Origin of the sequence: Shouchella xiaoxiensis, assembly GCF_016907895.1 — a bacterium.
GTDB lineage: Bacteria > Bacillota > Bacilli > Bacillales > Bacillaceae_D > Shouchella > Shouchella xiaoxiensis.
This window is the reverse complement of record NZ_JAFBCV010000001.1, coordinates 92,788-110,767: the sequence shown is the minus strand read 5'-3', so window position 1 is coordinate 110,767 and position 17,980 is coordinate 92,788. Positions and strand designations below refer to the sequence as shown.

Sequence of the window (17,980 nt, the reverse complement as noted above, 5' to 3'; positions counted from 1 at the left end):
GTTGCAAAATCTCCCTCTGCTCGAAAGCAGAGGGGTTATTTGTTATCGTGTGAACGCCGCTGGTACGCCACCATCTACGGTTAACATGCAGCCAGTTGTTTTTTCTGCTTTTGATGAAGCAAAGAACAGAATCGCTTCCGCTATATCCGTAGGAAAGATGTGCACACCGAGTGTTGTTCGTTTTTTATAATGATCATCTAGTTCTTCCGGTTTAATCCCGTAAGCGGCTGCTCGCTCTTCGCGCCAGGCAGAATCCCAAATTGCGGACCCTTGTAACACTGCATCCGGCAGAACCGTATTAACACGAATGCCAAACTCGCCACCTTCTGCCGCAATACAGCGAGCAAGATGGGCTTCCATTGCTTTGACCGCGCTATATGCAGAAACGTTTTTGCCTGCATAAACCGAGTTTTTTGATCCAATAAAGACCATACTTCCGCCAGTTCCTTGCGCCTTCATTTGCGAAAATGCTTCTCGAGCAACAAGAAAATACCCTGTCCCAAGCACATCCATGTTCAGCTGCCATTCTTTTAATGTTGTCTCGTCAAATGCACTTGATGTCGCAAGACCTGCATTGTTCACAATGATGTCCACACCACCGAATACACGGGCTGCTTCAGCAAAGGCAGCCTGAATCGCTTCCTCATTCGTCACGTCCATTTTAAGCGCAATCGCTCGTCCTTCTCCAAACGTTTCATTGATTTCAGTTGCCACTTTTTCGGCACCGTCTAGATTCAAATCAGCCAAAACAACATGCGCACCCAGGCTCGCAAATTGACGACATGTTTCACTACCGATTCCACCGGCTCCCCCTGTGACAAAAGCGACTTTACGTGAAAATTCCGCTTCTTTTGGGGCAAGCGACAGCTTGTAAAGCTCAAGCGGCCAGTATTCAATCGCGAAGGATTCAGCTTCATTTAACGATACAAATGAACCAAGAGCCGTCGTACCACGCATGACCGAAATCGCTCTTGTATACAAGGCACCACTAACGTTGGCATTTGCTAGAGATTTCCCAGTATTAATCATGCCAATGCCAGGAATAAGCAATACCCGTGGGGACGGTTCAAACATTTGGTCTCCATCATTGTGATTCCGTTCAAAATAAGCTATATACTCTTTTTGATAATTCATCACGCCTAATTTAATTGCTGCGATTAGCCCTTCTACATCATCCTCACTTGGAGACCACTCAACGTATAATGGAATTCGCTTAGTGTGTACAAGATGATCGGGACAAGCTGCGCCAACTTGTGAGAGTGTATTCGCATCTTGACTGTTTACAAACTCAAGTGTAGCGTCAGAATCGTCGTACGTTAAAATCATTGGTGTTCCCTCATAAGTAACAGCTCCACGAATGATCGGCATGACCTTTGCAAGAAGAGATTCACGAGTCTGTTTTGCTAGTGAACTGTACTTCTCTCCGCCAAAAACAGTTTGATCTGCGCGTTTCTCAGCAATAAACTGTTCGGCTTCATTAATGACTGAGATCGTTTTATCGTAGCTTTCTTTTGCTGTTTCGCCCCAAACGACAAGTCCGTGTTTTTCCATCAGTACTAATTCTGCATGCGGATTTGCAGCAACGCCTTCAGCAATCATTTTTGAAAGGGTGAAACCAGGTCGAATATAAGGCACCCAAACATAACGATTCCCAAATAGTTCTTCTGCCAACTCCCTTCCATTTTCTGCGCAGCAAAGGCTAATAATCGCATCAGGATGGGTATGATCAACATGTTTAAACGGAAGGAAAGCGTGTAAAAGTGTTTCAATCGATGCACGAGGATGGCTATGATCAATCATGCAATGGCTCAAATACGACACCATTTCCTCATCGCTCATTTCCTCCCTGTCTAGCAGGGGACGAACATCATCCAGACGTAACGCTGTGAAATTCTTAGCCCCCATTGTTGCCAGGTCAGAACCGCTTCCTTTCACCCACATGACGTCTACTTCTTCACCACGAAAATCGACTTCTTTTGTTTTCATAGACGTATTTCCACCGCCCCAGTTACAGACGGCACGGTCGCTTCCGATTAAGTTTGATCGGTAGACAAGTTCTCCAAGACCCGATTCTATTTTCTTTGCTTCTTCTTCATTCCATAACTGTTGGACCATTTTTGTCTCACCTTTCTATTAACGCTAAACTGTTTGGATTTCTTCACGCTTAAACTGAACGTTCTGTTCATACGTTTTTACATCGTCAAGCCATTCTGTTTCAATGAACACACCTTGCTCTTTACAATAGGCATCCCACATATCGCCAAACGGATAGGTTTTTAACTGTTCTTGTAAAGCGAGACGGGAAGTAAAGTCTCCCTCTTCCTGTAGTTTCTTCATATAATCATGCGGCATAAGTGCTGCATGTAAGAGCGCTTTAACCATATTACGTGTCCCGATAGCCCATGCTGCGACACGATTAATACTGGCATCAAAGAAATCAAGGCCGATATTGACTCGGTCAAGTGCATCATTCCGAACAAGTTCAATCGCAATTTCCTTCAACTCATCGTCAAAGGTGACGACATGATCGCTATCCCAACGGACAGGACGTGAGACATGTAACGCCAGTTGATCATGAAACAGCAACATCGCCGATAATTTATTTGAAACCATTTCCGTCGGATGAAAATGCCCCGTATCAAGCAAGCACAGTTTGCCGCTCTGATTCGCATAATTCATGTAGAATTCATGCGACCCGACAACGAATGCTTCTGAACCGATCCCGAACAGTTTGCTCTCCACAGCATCGATGACTAGTGACGAATCATAGTCCACCTCATAAATCGCATCAAGGGACTCTTTTAAGCGACGTCTAGGTGTCAGGCGGTCACTAGGCGTATCCTTATAGCCGTCAGGAACCCAAATGTTAACGAGGGAAGGACTGCCCAGTTCTTTTGCGAAATAAGCCGCGATTTCTCGGCTTGCTTTACAATGGTTAATCCAAAACATGCGAATGTCTTTGTCCGGATGGGCAAGCGTTAAGCCATCATCTGCCTTCGGATGACCAAAAACAGTTGGATTAAAATCAAGACCAATGCCAAGTTTCTGCGCCCAATCGACCCACTTTCTGAAATGCTCCGGTTTAATCTCGTCCCGTTCAACGACAACTCCATCCGTTTCTGCATACATCGCATGAAGATTGACGCGGTGTTTCCCTGGAATCAGACTTAGTGCTTTTTCAAGATCCGCACGCAGCTCATCGCCATTACGGGCACGACCTGGATGATTTCCTGTGACATCAATGCCACCTGATAATTCATTTTGAACGGTTTCCGTACCGCGCAAATCATCGCCTTGCCAGCAATGTACGGAAATCGGGACGCGTGACACTTTTTCAAATGCCGCCTCTACATCCACTCCTAATCGTTCATACTGCTCTTTTGCACTCTCAAACCTTGTCTGCATAGCGTTGCTCGCTCCTTTGCGGTTGATATTCTTCTACTTGAAACGACTGTTTTATCATTGATCGACCTTCTTCCAACGAAACGATTTCACCAGCCGCAATCCATTGCATCAACAGATTGCCTACTGCCGTCGCTTCGCTCGGCCCAGCAAGCACCGTTTTACCCGTTCGATCTGCCAACATTTGATTGAGCTGGGCGTTCTGAGAACCTCCGCCAATAATGTGAATCTGTTCATACGTTCGCTCAACCGTTTCCTCAATCTGCTTTATTGCTTTTTCATAACTAACTGCCAAACTCTCATAGATGCATTTTGCTAAGTCACCTGGTGAAGTAGGAATTTCTTGTTCAGCTTCACGACAGGCAGACTGAATCTCATCAATCATATTGTCTGGCTTTAGAAACCGACGCTGATCAACATCTACTTTTCCAGAGTAGGTGGACGTTTGACTCTCCTTTGCCAGATCAGCAAAGCTCCACTCGTCAGGGAGAAGACGCTGCACTTCTTGAATCATCCACAAGCCCATAATGTTTTTCAAAAACCGAAAGCGATAGTTGACACCGCCTTCATTTGTGAAGTTATCGTTCATCGCTTTCGTTATACAAATAGGGAACGGGTTTTCGATGCCAATGAGTGACCACGTGCCTGAACTAATATAGAGCGATGTCTGCCATTCAGGAACAGCAGCGATCGCTGATGCTGTATCGTGGGTAGCCGGCAAGATTACATCAAGACTCACGCCTAACTCTCGCTGTAAGTCTGCTTTAAGCGGACTCAGCTTCGTCCCAGGTAGATGAGTGTCCTGAAAAATGTGCGTCGGTAAACCCATTTCTGTTAGTAAATCTTCATCCCACTTTTTTGTAAACGCGTTCATTAACTGCGTTGTTGTAGCATTGGTGTATTCATTTGTCTTTTTTCCTGTTAATAGGAAATGTAGATAATCCGGTACCATTAAAAACGTTTGCGCATTCTCAAGTATGTCAGGCTGGCGTCTCTTTATAGCTAACAATTGATAGAGCGTGTTAAACGGTTGAAACGCAATACCCGTCCGCTCATAAAGGACTTCTTTGCCGTAAACATCGATCACGTCTTCCATGATCCCATCAGTCCGCGCATCACGGTAGGACACGGCTTCCGTTAACCGATGATCGTGTTCATCCAACAAGACAAAATCGACCGCCCACGTGTTAATGCCAATGCTTGTTGGATTTAAGCCTTGCTCCACACTTGCTTTAATACCTCGTTTAATTTGCTCATACAAGTAGTCAATGTCCCAGCAGAAATGACCTTCTTTTAGCGTTGCCCCGTTTTTAAACCGATGGACTTCTTTGAGCTCCAAATTGTGTCCCGTTGTCCACCCAGCCATTACTCTGCCACTGGATGCCCCGATGTCTACAGCTAACCTTGATTTGATCAAATGGTCCCACCTCGTTTTCCTCAAGGAGATTGTGCCTTCATATTAAGCGTTTACAAACAAAAGCACTATGGCGCTATTCATCTAATAACTGTCGTTATGTGCCTCGCAACAAAAAAAGACAAGCTCCCTTTTACTCTTGGGGAGCTTGTCTTTTCCGATATGCAAGCGGCGTCTGCTCGAATTTCTTCTTGAAGATTTGATAGAAATAGCTAAAGTTATCATAACCAACCTCTTCGGCTATGACTGAAACGGGGAGATCTGACTGCACAAGCATTTCCCTTGCTATATCAAGTCTTTTCTCCTGTAAGATTGCTTTAAACGTCTTGCCAGTCCGCTTCTTTATGAGCTTACTTAATAAATAATGCGGTTGATTTAGCCGTGCGGACAGTTCCGTTAGCGTCGCTTGCTTGTATTGTTCATGGATATAGGAAAGTGCTTCTCTTAGCCATTGATTTTGTAACGTCCCTTCATAATTCCCTTCCAATGTATCCGCTTTCTTTGTCAGTTCAATAATTAACATACCGACGTGTAGCTTCGTGGTTGCTTGGGAAAACGCATCCGGATTCATAATTTCTTCCACCATTTTTTGTAACAACATTTGAATTGATTCCTCTTCCGCACACTTAAAGTAAAGGAATTGTCCAAACCCGTTACCGCCGTGAACACTGTCTATAAGAAATGAATAAAGCGGACCTTCAACATTCAAAAACGAGAAAATAAAATTAAAAAAAGAAGGCTGAATAATAAAATTGATGACGATATCTTCTGTATCACACGCATCAATTTGGTGCTCAATATGCTGATTTAAAACAACAAGTTCACCTTTTTTTAAATGAATATCCTGTTCACCAATTTTCTGTTTTAAACTTCCGTTATAAACATAATTAAGTTCAATGTAGTCATGCCGATGCTTCGGGAAATCAATAAACCGTGTATGTTTACGAACCATGATCTCCGAACCAGGGGCAAGGAACTTGTTTGCCTCGATAATGAAACTTTGCTTTGACGTATAGCGAGCCTGCATGACTTGACGATATTGAAGCGTCTCCTGTTCTTCTTCCGTAAGCGCCAACATTTTTTCCAGTAGTGACATCTACTCCCGCCCCTTTCCCTCTTACTAAATGGTCTTAGCAATCGCTTTCATTTTAGCTTAGAAAGGGCTTGGGGAGCAAAGGTAATTGATGTTAATAAAAAAAAGACGGCCAATTGACCGTCTGCTTAGATCTTACTCCCCCTTCTTTAACCTTCGAAAATCTCCCGGTGTTTGTCCTATCGTCTTTTTAAATGAACGTGTGAAACTATTGGCGTTGCTATAGCCAACCTGGAGCGCTATTTCTTTAATTGCTAGATTGGTTTCGACAAGTTTTGTTTTAGCTGAGTTAATCCGAACTTTTTCTAAATATGCAGCAAAATTCTCGGTTGTTTTCTTCTTAAAAAAATGACTAAAGTTTGAATAGGATAGCTGAAATTCGTCAGCAATGCGTTGTAAAGACATGCTTTCTTCTGAATAATGATCATCGACATATTGCAGGATTTCCTTTATATTAACAGATCCGTTTTGCTGCTTTGTCAGCTGCATATTTTCTTGAATGACTTTCCCCATAAAGTGGAGTTTACTATGCAAGTCTTCTAGATTCATTTCTTTTTCAGATAAAGCGTAGCAATACGGTTCTTGGTGTCCTCTTTTGTTTATTTCTTTTGCGAGAATGTTGTGGGTGTTAATATAAACCATCTTTAGAATAGCCATTCGGTTGATTGATGTTCTCATTTGTTCCATCAGCTTAGTTAATCGAAGTTGGAATTGATCAGCATCGCCGCGAACAATCGTCATCTCTAAGGCATTAATCGAATCAAAAAGGAGCTGAAGCTTGTCGGCATTCTCAACATCGATTGTTTCGAAAGCTACGACTTGCTCATTCTGATTGAGGATCGCCATTTCGAGCGCTGCCAGACTGTGCGTATAGCTTTTGTTCATCATACTCGCTTCTTCCAACGTTCCAATTCCCACACGATAAATTGAACGCAGTTGGTACAGTTGATGAATATACGTTTTTAGCTCATCTTCGTTATCAAATGTAACAATCAAGATGAAATCTTCATGCCTCATTCCCCCAATACCATAACAAGCAGTTGATGAGAGCGAATCGTCTAAACCAAATGTTTCTCTTATTATCGTTAGTAACGAAATTATGTTCCGATCCTTAGCAAATAGTGTGATGCAACAAATAAAATTCCGCAAATAAACGTCACGTTTCTGTGTTCGTTCTGCCAATCGATCATCCTCTGAAAAGGTTCCATTTAACAACTGAATTAATAGATTTTCCTTGGAACGATTCTGATTTCTCAGCGTTTGATTGACCAATTCCATATTTTCATTATGCAAACTGTCAAACGCATAGGAAACGGTCTCAAATTCATTTAATCCCTGCTGCGGAATTGATTCAACAGACGCCAGTGCCTGCATTCTTAATCTACGAATTGGTTCATAATTAGTTTTAATAAACAAATAGATTAACCCAAACTCAATCGCCAATATTAGCAAAATTAATAGCAGAGTCGTAAACTGTAACTGGCTTAAACTTTGTAATACATCTTGGATTGAAGTAAGGCTCAATACCGTTATTCCATGTAAAGCAGATTCTTGTAAGTTAACAACATATTTTACTCCATCAATTGTCACTTGCTCGCCTGCTTGCCACTCCCTTAATCGACTTGTGTCGACTTGATCAGCTCCGTTTGACGAAGCAAGCAACCTTCCTTCTTCCTCAAGAACGAACATATGATGGGGTGTATTCGTTGCAACATCTAAAAAGAAATTCTCTTCTGGAATGACGAGCATGAGCACACCATATGCATTTAAATTCCGATAAGGAACACTCATCATAATGGTAACCGCATCATACGTTTGTTGCCATTGTCCTTTTTGAATAATCGGTTCTGCTGGGCGCAGTACCATTTCATCGACTTGATTTAAGTCCGACAGCATCTCGGATTTAGACCACTCTGGATAATAAAAGGTACTACCCGGTTCATTAAAATCTTCTCCACTGTAGCTTCCAGGAAAAGAATAAAAGCTACCTGAGTACTTGTTAAATAAAATGGCTTTATCAACAAACGATTGATAGCCATAAAGCTTTTCCATCTCCGTCATAATTTCATTTGTATGATAGCTGTTTTCGTCTAGGAATAATTGCAGTGTAATTAAATTGTTTCGATGGATTGCGTCCGGATAACGTCCAATTGATCCAAGCTGCATATCAATATTCCGGACCGTTTGATTTAAAACTGCATTCGCATTGTCTGTTGCTGTATTCTCAATAATTGATGCCGTCTGAGGATAAAAGTAAAAAACGAGCAGCAATACTGGTAAGGTGAATACAATAATGTAAGATAAGAGGTATTTTCGTAACATACTTTGCTTGCGTAACCATTTCTTCAAATCGATCCCCACTTTCTACTTGGACCGTCAACCTAGCATGACATCTATAAAGGACGAACAGAACACCAGATGCCCAGCAGTAGCTGCTGGGCATTTCTGGTATAATTTTAGCGGTCCAAAGATCCTTGGTATATTTCACTGTAGCGCTCTAATCCAATTCGGTTTAGCTCTTCAATATAAGCATCCCATTCGTCCTCAACCCCACCTTGTGTAACCCATTCCGACCATTTACGTGAGACAAGATTATTTAAATCCGAATAAAGAATTGACAGTTCATTGTCTTCTTCGGCAGTAAACTTAAGCGGTGGCAGAATTTGTTCGTCTGCTGGAAAATAATCAAGCAGCTCATCATTTTGCTCAAGGCGCTCAGCAACAGTTGGCGGTGCAATAATTCGAGCATCTAGTTCATCAGGAACGTACATTAACCCATGATCAACAAGGGAATTCGTCCATTTCCACTCATCTTCACTCGTTCCTTCTGGTGGCTCAACGACAACGTAATCTTGCCCGTCTTCTTCAATCCCTACGTCAAATGAACCGTAGTAGCCTTGCGCAGACAACTCTTCTGAGTAAAACGTATCAAGCCACTTGATGGCTGCAACTGGGTCCTCAACTGAAGCAGCAACAACCGCTTTATTTGTACCAGCTCGCATTTGCACGGGATCTCCTGGCCACAGTGGTGCAATGCCTGCTTCAGCTGCTGGTGGAGCGATGACAGTGTATTGGTCACTCCACTCACCAACTCGTTGTTCAAATGACCAACCGATCGTAAACCCAACCGTAGCCGCATCCGGATTTTGTGACCTAGAGAAGAATTGTGACCAGTCCTGTGTGAAAACCTCTTGATTAATTAATCCCTCTGCATATAGCGAATGCAGGAACTGAACAAGCTCTTTGTAATCCTCTGTCGCCGGTACATAAACATGCTCTCCGTCTTTCACCGTATTAAACCAATCAGTATGAGGGGCGTAGTTGCCGTATGCGCCAAGCAAAGCCATCGCGCTGTAAGGTCCCTGATCTGGTCCCCAGTCAAAAGGAATTTCATCTGCTGAGCCATTGCCATTAGGATCTTCTTCTTTAAACGCTTTCAAAACATCATACAGTTCGTCAAAAGTTGTTGGTGCCTCGAGCCCAAGCTCGTCTAGCCACTGCTGGTTCATCATCGGGATGGTTGTACTTGCTGGATTATGAGGCGTTACTGCCGGTAAACCGTAAATCTCACCATCAATTGTTGTTGCCAACTCTTTCACTTCAGGCATCTCTTCAAACATTTTTTTAATGTTTGGCGCATGTTCTTTAATTAAGTCTCCCAGTGGTAGAAACTGATTTGTAAATGTCATAATATCGTTGTTACCAATTGCACTTATGAAAATATCAGGTAAATCACCACTTGCTAAGATCGGATTCTTTTGTTCATCCCATCCACTTCGAACTTGCGTCCACTCTATCTCAACATCCGCCATTTCTTGGGAATCATTCATGTAGGGTATGTCATTCAAATCCTTCGTTAAAGCATTCAATACAGCAAGTACTTCCAGTTTCGCTTTTCCGTCTTCCGTAGTTGAACTCTCTCCGTCTGAACCACTGCATCCTGCCAGTAAGGCAGCTACTGCCACAGGAACAACACCATAAGCAATTAACTTCTTCATTTTTTTCTTCCTCTCTCATCTAGTTTAGCTTGTTTTCTTATCCTTTAATAGATCCAATCATGACCCCTTTTTCAAAATACTTCTGTACAAATGGAAAGATAATCATGATTGGTAGAGTGGAGACGACAATAACGCCATATTTAATTAAATCCCCTTTTTGCTGAGCCGTTGCGTCTCCAGATGTAATCATTGTTGCCCCGCCGCCACTACCAAATGTTTGATTCATAACGAGAATATCTCTTAATACAAGTTGCAACGGGTATAAGGCTGAATCATTTAGATAAATAAGCGCTTTCATATACTCGTTCCAATAACCAACCCCGTAATACAACGCCATGACGGCAATTAAGGCTTTTGATAAGGGGACAGCGATTTTTGTGAAGAATTGAAAGTCCGAGCAGCCATCTAGCTTGGCTGATTCTAGTAATTCTTTCGGAATTGTTGATTGAAAAAATACACGTGTAATAATTAAGTTAAAGACGCTAACCGAGAAAGGAATAAGCATAATCCAGATCGTATTCGTTAAACCAAACTCTTTCACTGTTAAATAAGTGGGAATGAGCCCACCACTGAAGAACATCGTAAAAACAAAGAAGAACATCAGTGCTTTTCTCGCTTTAAAGTCAGGTCTCGACAAGGCATACCCGGCTGGTATCGTAAACAGTAAGCTGATCGCAGTCCCACCAAACGAATAGATCATTGTGTTTTTCAACCCGTTCCAGATGCGTTCATCATTTAAAATCTCCTGATAACCGGCGAGCGTAATTCCTTGTGGAAAAAGCCAGACGCTTCCGTTCGCAACCGCTGCTGGATTGCTGATTGAGGCAATTAAGACAAAGTAAATTGGATACAAAGTAAGTAGGACAATCACGCTACACAAGATCCACAGAAAAACGTTAAATAACTTGTCAGATGACGAGTCTTTTATCCTTTGATTGGTTTTTCCCATTCGCTTCTCCTTTCTACCAAAGACTTGTTTCACTCGTCTTTTTCGCAATTCGGTTTACAACAATTAAAATCGTAAAATTAATCATTGTATTAAAGAGGCCGATAGCGGTTGAATAGCTAATTTGATTAGATAAAATCCCCACTTTATAAACGTAGGTTTCAATAACTTCAGAAACAGGCAAATTCATCGAGTTTTGCATTAAGAAGATCTTCTCAAAGCCAACTCCAAGTAAACTACCAGCGTTTAGAATAAGTAAAATGACAATCGTTGGTACAAGGTGAGGAATTTCAATGTTTCTTATTTGCTGGAATCGGCTTGCGCCGTCAACTTTTGCCGCTTCATAAAGTTGCGGATTTACGCCTGCGAGCGCAGCGATGTAAATAATGCTGTTCCAGCCCGCGTGCTGCCATATATCAGAAGCGACATAAATGGAACGAAAGTAATCGGGGTTTCCCATGAAATTAATTGGCTCAAGCCCAAACAAACCAAACAAATGACCCATTAATCCACTTGAAGGAGATAAGAAAATCAAAATCATCCCAACAACAACAATGACAGAAATAAAATGAGGCATGTAAGAGACGGTTTGCACAAATTTCTTACCACCTGCATGGCGAATCTGATTAAAGAGCAACGCGACGATGATTGGAATTGGAAATCCAAATAACAAGGAATAGAAACTAATTAAAAACGTATTTCTCATTAAGTCCCAAAATTGGTAGGACTCAATAAATCGCCTAAAATAATCGAAACCAACAAACTCCCCACCTGTGATACCAAGTGATGGGTCGAACTCTCGAAAGGCTAACTGAAGTCCGTACATCGGGACATAGTTAAATAACAGGATAATGATAAATGCTGGTAACACCATCAAGTACAATTGATAGTTGTTTTTTAAGTGAAGCTTTGTCCTTGGCCCCCATTTTTCTTTTCCCCGTGGTGCAACTTTCTTTTCTTGAACGCTTTCTAGCAATAGCCATCCCCCCTTCTTTTTGTAACAACCAATCGGCTGTATGGCTTGAATCGTACCGAATACGCCGCTTTATGTAAACGTTCACATTTTGAAGCTATGCATTTTTTGATTGATTCAAATAATGCATAGCTTCAAATATTGAAGAACATGAAAAAAAGAGCCACTCCTATTTCAAAATGGCTCTCTTTACTAAACGATTTTAACAACGAACAAAAAAACTGGCAGCTTCCCGCTCACCAGTCTTCGTAAATTATGCTTTTGCTGCATGCCACTTCTCAAACAATGAATCGACTTTTTGAATGATTTTCTTCTCCGAAACGGTCTTTAATTCGCCAGCTTCTACAATCGTTTTGCCATTCACAACAACATCTTTTATCGCTGTTGGCTGCAAGGAATAGACAACGTTCGCAAAGAGTTCCTGCTTTGGAGAAAGAGACATGTCGTTTAGATCAAGCGAAACAAAGTCTGCTTGCTTGCCTACTTTTAATTCACCCGTGTTAAGCTGAAGCAGTTCCGCGCCGGTTTTTGTTCCCATATCAAATACTTGCTTTGCTGTAATACAAGTCCCGTCCAGCTTAGACACTTTTTGCAGAAGCGAACACATGCGCATTTCTTCAAATACGCTAATCCGGTTATTGCTGCAGGCTCCGTCGCTGCCAAGCGTAACGCGGACCCCTGCGTCTACTAAGTCAGGAATGTTGGAAATCCCGTCTGATAGAAACATATTGCTCGATGGACAATAAGCGAGCGCCGCCTGCTTTTCTCCGAGTAGCTTAATTTCTGACTGGTCAAGCCAGACAAGATGAATCGCAATCATGCTATCATCAACAACGCCGAGGGAATCTAGATAATGAACCGGGCGCTTGCCGTACTTTTCCAACGTTTCTTCCACTTCGAACATTTCTTCTGATACGTGGATATGAAACGGGGTGCCTAGCTCTTTAGCGAGACGATGACCGGCTTGAATCATTTCTGGCGAGGCCGCATGAGGACTATGCGGTGCAGGATGAATGTCAACCATCGCATTTCCTTGGTACTTAATCGCCAAATCTCTCGTACGCTTTGTCGCGTCTTCAATCGATTCACGGTAGTTAATTGGGGCACCATCCCAATCATACATCGTCCGCGCCATGACAAGTCGGATACCAAGATCGTTAGCAGCTTGAATAACAGCTTCATCCGTTTTTGTACCATTGTTATGAACATAGAAAAAGTCACTGACCGTTGTCGCACCATATTTCAGCATTTCACCAAAAGCAAACAATGCGCCTGTATAAATCGCTTCCTCGTCAAGTAGCGGCGTATATTTGTATAAAGCTTCATCGCGCCACTCCAGAAAAGGACGATCAACAGCAATGCCTCGAAGTAAGCTTTGAAACGAGTGGTTATGAGCATTAATTGTGCCTGGAACGAGCGCTTTATCGTGCCAGTCGATTTCTTCTATTCCCCGATACTTTTCCTGGAGCGCTTTAGTTGGTCCAATCGCTTTAATTAGCCCGCCCTCTACGACGATTGCTTGATCTTTCGCAAACTTACCGTCCGTATATAGTTGCCCTGTTTTATATAAGACTGTCATGGTTGGTCTCCTCTCTAATCTTCTTGTTCATCCAATGTTAACAGCGTTTGCAAGAGTACATTTGCTGCCTTCTCAATATCACTCATTCGGCTTTCTTCTTCTGGACAATGACTTTTTCCATCGAGACTTGGCACAAAGATCATTCCTGACTTCGTTAATGAAGCCATATGAGCGGCGTCATGTCCTGCCATGCTCCCTAATCTCATTGAAGCGAGTCCAAGCTGCTTTGCCTCTCGTTCACTTACCTCCATCACCGTATCGCTCATCTGTGCCGGAGCTTGGTTTAGCTTGGTCGATGCTTCAATTCGGATATCTCGTTTTTGCGAAATGTCCGCTTTTTGCTGGTCCCATAGTGCTCTTGCTTCAGCGATTTGCTCGACGGTTTCCCCTCTTATTTCAACAGCGAGCACCACTTCTCCAGGGATAATATTCGCCGAATTTGGGTACGTATCGAGCTTTCCGATTGTGCCAACAAGCTCTTTTGCTGGGTACGTCTTGCATATTTCTTCAAGCGCGCTAATTAACTGAGCTGCGGCTACGAGAGCATCGCTTCGATCCTCCATCAATGTCGTTCCAGCATGATTTGCGACACCGTTAATCCGTACTTCCTCGCGGTAAATACCTGTAATCGCCGTGACAACACCAATCGGAATATCCGTATTCAATAATCGCTTACCTTGCTCAATATGAACTTCAACATAAGCAGCAAAGTCTTCTTTCGATCTGACACATAAGTCAAACTGGTCAGGGTTTCCACCCGCTTTTGTTAACGCATCGGTCACTAGAGTGCCAGCCACATCTTTTACGCCAACTAAATGAGCAGCTGTTAGCTTACCAGAGATAGCACGGCTACCAAAAGTGGACAACCCAAATGGATTAGGCTCCTCTGCACTAAATGAAACGAGTTCGAACGGGTGCTTTGTTTGTACACCTTCTTCTTGGAGCACATTCATTATTTCGAGCGCGATGAGGACACCTAGAGCCCCGTCGTACTTTCCTCCGTTCGGAACGGTATCAATATGAGAACCAAATACCATGCTTTTTGTCTGATTCTTCCCTTCACGTCTGCCCCAAATATTCGCAGCCTCATCCACATAAAGTGCTAGTCCGGTGCGTTCAAGCTCTTTTTTCAACCAATCTCGTGCCGCAAGTTCAGCATCTGTAAATGTTGTTCGATCGAGCCCACCGTGTTCATTCACACCAATTGCTCCAAGTGTATGAATCGATTGTTCCAAACGTTTTCTATTAATACGCAGCTGCAGCTTCTCCATTTCAAAACCCTCCCTACTTTACGACTCTCGCATTGCGGTATTCACTTGGGGTCTTGCCCTCAAATGACTTGAATACGCGGCTAAAATAGCGTGAGTCTGAATAGCCTACTTCACTGGCTACTTGGTAAACGGTGTAATCTAAATCTTGTAATAATTGCTTTGCTTTTTCGACCCGCATCTGCGCAAGATATTTTACAAACGGCTGTCCCATCGTTTTCTTAAACGTATTGCTAAAATAATTTGCGCTTAGTCGTACATGCTCCGCGACTTCTTCTAGACTAATAGGTTTATTATAAGAAGCTTCCATGTACTGAACCGCCTGCTGGATCGGACGGAGCATTTTTTCATTATTAAAGCGGTGAATATTAAAGAGAATGCTATCAACCATCTCTATAAACCATTTCTCGATATCATAGACATCTGCTGTTTCTTTCAGCTGTTCCATATACTTGCTATAAATGAGCTGCATCATGTCCGGGTGACAACCGTTATTTAAAGCTGCGCGTAAAAGCGCATTTAAAATATCGGTCACTTGTAAATGCAAAATATCCTTTTCCATGCGGCAATCTGTAAAAAGAAATTGACGAATTTGCTCTAGCTCTGTTTTACCGTGATCAAGCTCCCCCCGTCTTAGTAGCTGGGAAACAGTCTCCAGTTTTTCATAGGGAACGAGCTTTGTTTGTTCAAAGAGCTCGTCGCTCTCTTTATAATGAATCACATTGTTTTTGCCAAGATAAAATTTAGCTTCCTGTGCTTGAAGCGCTTCCTTAAATGATTGGGCTAAATTCCGCGGATCATGATAGTAGCGTCCAACACCAACGGTCACTGTGTGCCCGGTCCGCTTTTCAATCTCTTTTTGCAGCAACCGGGCTGGGGCGTCCAGTTGTTCGTCTTCAAGACACGAGAGAAGCACAGCCAATTGATCTTTTGCAACAATGGCTTGAATGCCCGTCAACCCTCGGTCTTTCAAGCATGTGTCGATCGCGTTCGTACAGTCGTGACGCAATGATTGCGCCCACTTCGAACTCTTCTGTTTCATAATCGTTTTATAGCGGTCAATCGAGACAACCATAACTGTCGTCGGTGTACTTGCCAGTCCACATTGCTGGCTTCGGTCCCAGATTTCCTTCGCATGCTTGCTTGAACCAAATATCAAATCATAAACAAGTCCCCGCTTTAACCAGTCTGTTTTTGCATGGTCTGGATGAGTTTGTTTTGTCGCTAATGTCTGTTGTTTGATTTCATTTAATAACTCATACAAATGATCCTCATTGAGCGGTTTTTCCAACACATCAAACACGCCCGCTTTAAACCACGCCCGGACTTCACTTGAGCGAAACCCTTCTTGCATCACAGCAATGAAAACGTTTGGATCGGCTTTTTTTATCGCCGCAATCTTGCTTTGATTCAGTGCACTATGAACCGAATCAGTATTGCAGTCAACAAACAGTGCATCATAGCCTACGAATCTCTTTGAAGCAAGAAGGTCTTTCGTCAAGGGCAAGCAATCAAGCTCAATTTGAAGCTGATTTGTCACAAGCTTTAGCGGTTGTAACAGGTCTACATTCTCTAAATCGTCGGTAAGGAAAAGTAGTTTCATTGATTGCTCCTCCTCTTATTTGATGACGATGCAACGCTTTGCTTTCCGTTAAAGAGGCTTTTTTAAGCCATATGTCTTTACTGTCTCTCTTGCACTCTCGTACCCTGCGTCGGCATGACGAATAATATTTAAGCCGGCATCGGCTCGCATCACTTGCTCTAGTCGCTTTGAGGCAGAAAAAGAGCCATCTGCCACGGCCGTCATTCCCGAATGAATCGAAAGACCGATACCAACACCCCCACCATGCTGAACGCTAACCATTGATGCACCGCCGCTTGCATTTAGCATTGCGTTTAAAATCGGCCAATCCGCAACCGCATCGCTGCCGTCTTTCATCGCTTCGGTTTCTCTCGTAGGAGCAGCGATAGAACTTCCTTCTGAATGATCGCGCGTAAAGGCGATTGGTGCTTCCAACTCCCCTGCTGCAACCATTTGATTGACCGCTTCCGCTAGCAGCACACGCTCCTCATAATTAAGCCAGCATGCCCGCGCCGGTAATCCATGAAAGTGGATGCTTTCCTGGACGCACTCAATCCAGCGGATGACGCGCCTGTCGCTCTTAAAGTGCTTAAGAATATAAGCATCAATCGTATAAATATCGTTTGGGTTTCCAGATAAGGCAATCCAGCGACAAGGGCCCCGCCCCTCACTATAAAGTGGGCGAATGTATTCAGCTGTAAAACCATGAATGAAGCGGGCATCCGCGCTGCCGTGCTGCTCTGCCTGCCAGCGCAAATTATTGCCATACTCGAATACAACTGAGCCTACCTCTTGTAATCGCCTCATTGCGTTTACTTGAGCAACGATTGATGCACCTGCCAGCGCCCTGTACTCTTTCGGTTTCTTCATTCGTAACTGATTTGCTTGCTTTATGCTCATTCCTGTTGGTATGTAACCGTTTAACAAATCATGAGCTGCTGTTTGATCTGTTACGATATCTGGTATCCAGTCCCGCTCAACACAAGTGGTATACACTTCACCCGCATGCCCATGTAAAGCAATTGAGAGTGGTTGACGCTTCTTAATTGCTTCCTCTGCTAACCGAATCGCTTCTGTTAACGTATGAGCGACCACATCGCAATAATTGTTGTCAACGGCCTTCCACATTTTAGCTTGATCCGCTTCAACAACAATGGCAACGCCGCCATGCATCGTGACAGATAACGGTTGTGCCGCCCCTAGCGCGCCAAGACCTGAAGTAAGAACAATTCGCCCTTGTAATGTACCTAAAAAATGACGCTCGGCAATTTCTCCCATTGTTTCAAACGTCGTCTGTAAAATACCTTGCACACCGATATAGGCCCAAGCGGCAGCCGTTGATTGTCCATACGTTGTTAACCCTTTTGCCTCTAACTCAGCAAAGGTTTGCCAGTTTGAAGCTGACGGCACAAGCATTGAACTTGATGCCACCACGCGGGGAAAACTCGTATAGGTACGAAATTTTCCAACGGGTTTACCTGATTGGATTAACAAAGTTTCATCTGCCGCTAGTGTTTCCAGTTCGGTTACTATTGTGTTAAAAGCTGCTTGATGTCGAACTGCTTTTCCTGTTCCACCATAAACAATAAGCTGGTCACGATCCTGAGCAATTTGTGGGTCGAGGCAGTTTAGCAAGAGGCGCTTTAACGCTTCAATCTCCCATGTTTTGCATGTTTTTTCAATTCCCTTAGGAGAACGATGTGCTTGAATCGTCACGCACTCCAC

At 43.2% G+C, this 17,980-nt stretch carries 12 protein-coding genes; all 12 read right to left on the bottom strand.

Translation table 11 applies throughout. The features are described from left to right. Positions 1-42: 42 nt before the first annotated feature. On the bottom strand, positions 43-2,115 hold the full coding sequence (locus JOC54_RS00490; RefSeq protein ID WP_204463576.1) for a bifunctional aldolase/short-chain dehydrogenase: 2,073 nt from the start codon (positions 2,113-2,115) through the stop codon (positions 43-45). A 24-nt stretch (positions 2,116-2,139) separates the two neighbouring features. Beyond that, positions 2,140-3,405: an L-rhamnose isomerase gene (gene rhaA, locus JOC54_RS00485; RefSeq protein ID WP_204463574.1), complete on the bottom strand. Its 1,266-nt coding sequence runs from the start codon at positions 3,403-3,405 to the stop codon at positions 2,140-2,142. Then, positions 3,389-4,819: a rhamnulokinase gene (gene rhaB, locus JOC54_RS00480; RefSeq protein WP_204463571.1), complete on the bottom strand. Its 1,431-nt coding sequence runs from the start codon at positions 4,817-4,819 to the stop codon at positions 3,389-3,391. Before rhaB ends, rhaA begins: the two co-directional genes overlap by 17 nt. A gap of 130 nt (positions 4,820-4,949) precedes the next feature. Next, positions 4,950-5,912: an AraC family transcriptional regulator gene (locus JOC54_RS00475; RefSeq protein ID WP_204463570.1), complete on the bottom strand. Its 963-nt coding sequence runs from the start codon at positions 5,910-5,912 to the stop codon at positions 4,950-4,952. Between the two features lie 132 nt (positions 5,913-6,044). Continuing rightward, a complete protein-coding gene (locus JOC54_RS00470; RefSeq protein WP_204463569.1) occupies positions 6,045-8,258 on the bottom strand; it encodes an AraC family transcriptional regulator in 2,214 nt (737 codons plus the stop codon). Positions 8,259-8,365: 107 nt separating this feature from the next. Further along, entirely contained in the window at positions 8,366-9,907 is a 1,542-nt protein-coding gene (locus JOC54_RS00465; RefSeq protein WP_204463568.1) for an extracellular solute-binding protein, read from the bottom strand. Positions 9,908-9,944: 37 nt separating this feature from the next. Then, complete coding sequence (locus JOC54_RS00460) at positions 9,945-10,856, bottom strand: carbohydrate ABC transporter permease (RefSeq protein WP_204463567.1); 912 nt, start codon at positions 10,854-10,856, stop codon at positions 9,945-9,947. A gap of 13 nt (positions 10,857-10,869) precedes the next feature. Continuing rightward, positions 10,870-11,727 carry an ABC transporter permease gene (locus tag JOC54_RS00455; protein ID WP_051990756.1) on the bottom strand — a complete coding sequence of 286 codons (858 nt, stop codon included), beginning with the start codon at positions 11,725-11,727 and terminating at the stop codon, positions 10,870-10,872. Positions 11,728-12,079: 352 nt separating this feature from the next. Continuing rightward, positions 12,080-13,405, bottom strand: a complete 1,326-nt coding sequence (locus JOC54_RS00450) for an amidohydrolase family protein (RefSeq protein WP_204463566.1) — start codon at positions 13,403-13,405, stop codon at positions 12,080-12,082. 14 nt (positions 13,406-13,419) lie between these two features. Continuing rightward, the gene (locus JOC54_RS00445) at positions 13,420-14,676 is read right to left on the bottom strand and encodes a Zn-dependent hydrolase (protein WP_204463565.1); all 1,257 of its coding nucleotides are present in this window, start codon (positions 14,674-14,676) and stop codon (positions 13,420-13,422) included. A gap of 13 nt (positions 14,677-14,689) precedes the next feature. Next, positions 14,690-16,276, bottom strand: coding sequence for a helix-turn-helix domain-containing protein (locus tag JOC54_RS00440; RefSeq protein WP_204463564.1), 1,587 nt, complete (start codon positions 16,274-16,276; stop codon positions 14,690-14,692). Positions 16,277-16,324: 48 nt separating this feature from the next. Further along, on the bottom strand, positions 16,325-17,980 hold the full coding sequence (gene hutU / locus JOC54_RS00435; RefSeq protein WP_204463563.1) for a urocanate hydratase: 1,656 nt from the start codon (positions 17,978-17,980) through the stop codon (positions 16,325-16,327).

What these genes read in the sequence shown, in the direction of transcription:
- JOC54_RS00455 (WP_051990756.1), bottom strand. Translation starts at nt 11,727, where the DNA reads ATGGTGTTACCAGCATTTATCATTATCCTGTTATTTAACTATGTCCCG.
- JOC54_RS00465 (WP_204463568.1), bottom strand. Translation starts at nt 9,907, where the DNA reads ATGAAGAAGTTAATTGCTTATGGTGTTGTTCCTGTGGCAGTAGCTGCC.
- rhaA (WP_204463574.1), bottom strand. Translation starts at nt 3,405, where the DNA reads ATGCAGACAAGGTTTGAGAGTGCAAAAGAGCAGTATGAACGATTAGGA.
- JOC54_RS00440 (WP_204463564.1), bottom strand. Translation starts at nt 16,276, where the DNA reads ATGAAACTACTTTTCCTTACCGACGATTTAGAGAATGTAGACCTGTTA.
- JOC54_RS00490 (WP_204463576.1), bottom strand. Translation starts at nt 2,115, where the DNA reads ATGGTCCAACAGTTATGGAATGAAGAAGAAGCAAAGAAAATAGAATCG.
- JOC54_RS00445 (WP_204463565.1), bottom strand. Translation starts at nt 14,676, where the DNA reads ATGGAGAAGCTGCAGCTGCGTATTAATAGAAAACGTTTGGAACAATCG.
- JOC54_RS00475 (WP_204463570.1), bottom strand. Translation starts at nt 5,912, where the DNA reads ATGTCACTACTGGAAAAAATGTTGGCGCTTACGGAAGAAGAACAGGAG.
- JOC54_RS00450 (WP_204463566.1), bottom strand. Translation starts at nt 13,405, where the DNA reads ATGACAGTCTTATATAAAACAGGGCAACTATATACGGACGGTAAGTTT.
- JOC54_RS00460 (WP_204463567.1), bottom strand. Translation starts at nt 10,856, where the DNA reads ATGGGAAAAACCAATCAAAGGATAAAAGACTCGTCATCTGACAAGTTA.